This window comes from uncultured Rothia sp., assembly GCF_937976295.1.
Taxonomy (GTDB): domain Bacteria; phylum Actinomycetota; class Actinomycetes; order Actinomycetales; family Micrococcaceae; genus Rothia.
Map to the genome: position 1 here is coordinate 1 of NZ_CALJRY010000198.1, position 1,920 is coordinate 1,920.

Sequence of the window (1,920 nt, forward strand, 5' to 3'; positions counted from 1 at the left end):
TCAGCATTCTCAGAGAGGAGAAACCGTGACCTCGCAACCTAATATTCCCGCCAAATCCCTCGAAAACACCCTAAGCTACCCCACGTGGGTGACCGACGAACTTCTGCGCGACTACTACGACACCGAATGGGGCATGCCCGTCACCGATGAGCGGGGACTCTTCGAAGCCCTGAGCCTTGAAGCTTTTCAGGTGGGGCTCTCCTGGCGAACGATTCTTGCCCGCCGCGAAGCATTCCGTCGCGCTTTCGAGGGTTTCGATCCCGAACACGTGGCTGCCTTCACCGACCAGGATGTTGCGCGGCTCCTCCAGGACGAAGACATTATCCGTAACGAGCGGAAGATTCGTGCGGTTATCTCCAATGCGCGCCTGACTCTTCGGATGCGTGAGGTTGCCGCCATGCCGCGTGACGCCTCCACGGAGGATATTCTTCTTCCCCTTATCGCGCCCTCTTCTACCCCGACTAATATGGAAAGCCTTGAGACGCCGAATACTCGCCGTCGTCGAGTTCGTGCCCTAAGCGATGAAGACCTGAACCGGATGCGCGAGCGCACCCTACCCGGCGGCACGCGGGTACCGGGCGGACTACCGGCGTGGCTGTGGTCCTTCGCGCCGAGCGAGACTATCGCCCCACACACCATGGAGGACATTCCGACCGATACGCCCGAGTCCGCACTTCTTGCCAAGTCTTTTAAAGCACTGGGTGGAGTATTCTTGGGGCCTGTAACCGCTTATGCACTCATGTGCGCTGTCGGCATGGTGGATGCGCACCTGGTAGGCTCGCATCGGCGCGGCTGTTCGGGTCTGTTCGTCTAAGCCTTTGGGTATCTGGCGCGAGGGCACGCCCGGCCAGAGAAAACGGGCAGAGAAAATGGGCAGAGAAAAGCCGCGTGCTACTTCGTTGAAGTAAGCACGCGGCGTCTATACATTGAGAGGTTCCGTTCTGAATTAGATCGTCACAAAGAGGAAGATCAGAGACAGCAGCGGCGGAGTCAGCTGAATCAGTGCCGGCTTGCGCTTATCCGGAGAGGTGAGGAACAGGTAGGCACCGGCAATCGCCATGGAGCCCAGGCCAGCGAACATGAGCGCCACGCCCACCTGCGGGGAGCCGAACCAGAAGGCGAGCAGGCCGGTTGCTGCAATCCAGGCGAGCATCAGGTTGTACAGGCCCTGGTTTGCCGCCATCTCCTTGGTGGACTCGGCAAATTCTTCGGTCATTCCGAAGGTTTCGCGGCCCTTGGGCTTGGTCCAGAGGAAGGATTCGATAATCCAGATGTACACGTGAATAGCGATTGCTACGAAAGCAAAAACGGTGGTGACCGTTGCGAGCGCCTGCATTGTTTCTCCCTAAGCAGTAGGTGTTCTATTAGGCACCTGCCCATTCTTTATTCTGAGCACACCCGTGGTGATGCGCAGAATCATGCAGGAGCAAGCACAAGAAGTAATTCTACGCCTCTTCTCGCTCTGTTGAAACCTCCCTGAATATGCGTAAAACCCCTCGATTCGTCTTCTGCAGAGAAAACTGCAGGGTTCTCATCGAGGGGTTTCTTCTGCGGGGTTACGCCGAATCCGGTATTGGTCTTTAGCCCATCATGAGCGACAGCGCGAAGGACCAGACGCAGACCAGGCCCAGCAGAATAGCGCTGTACTTGATAGACATGGAGGTAATCTTCGATTCCTCACCAGCGCTGTTCACTGCCGCCGCCGCAATCGCGATGGACTGCGGGGAGACGATCTTACCCATCACGCCGCCGGCGGTGTTTGCGGCAACGAGCAGGGTCGGGTCAACAGCAATCTGGGCTGCGGTGGTGGACTGCAGGCCCGCAAAGAGCACGTTAGCGTTCGTCACGGATCCGGTCACGAACACGCCAATCCAACCGATAATCGGGGACAGCAGCGGGAAGACCGGGCCGGCTGCCGCG

General features: G+C 58.2%; 3 protein-coding genes. 1 reads left to right on the plus strand and 2 read right to left on the minus strand.

Annotation, left to right across the window (positions count from 1 at the left end; genetic code table 11):
* Window positions 1-25: 25 nt before the first annotated feature.
* Complete coding sequence (locus Q0216_RS05465; protein WP_298593575.1) at window positions 26-814, plus strand: DNA-3-methyladenine glycosylase I; 789 nt, start codon at window positions 26-28, stop codon at window positions 812-814.
* Between the two features lie 132 nt (window positions 815-946).
* On the opposite strand, the gene Q0216_RS05470 is transcribed toward Q0216_RS05465, so the two are convergent.
* Both Q0216_RS05470 and Q0216_RS05475 read right to left on the minus strand, forming a co-directional pair.
* Window positions 947-1,336 carry a DUF1304 domain-containing protein gene (locus Q0216_RS05470; RefSeq protein WP_298593576.1) on the minus strand — a complete coding sequence of 130 codons (390 nt, stop codon included), beginning with the start codon at window positions 1,334-1,336 and terminating at the stop codon, window positions 947-949.
* 244 nt (window positions 1,337-1,580) lie between these two features.
* On the minus strand, window positions 1,581-1,920 hold a 340-nt coding region (locus tag Q0216_RS05475), incomplete at its 5' end, for an L-lactate permease (RefSeq protein WP_298593578.1).

Excerpts from the sequence above, each read along its gene's own strand:
- Q0216_RS05470 (WP_298593576.1), bottom strand. The coding sequence starts at position 1,336 with ATGCAGGCGCTCGCAACGGTCACCACCGTTTTTGCTTTCGTAGCAATC.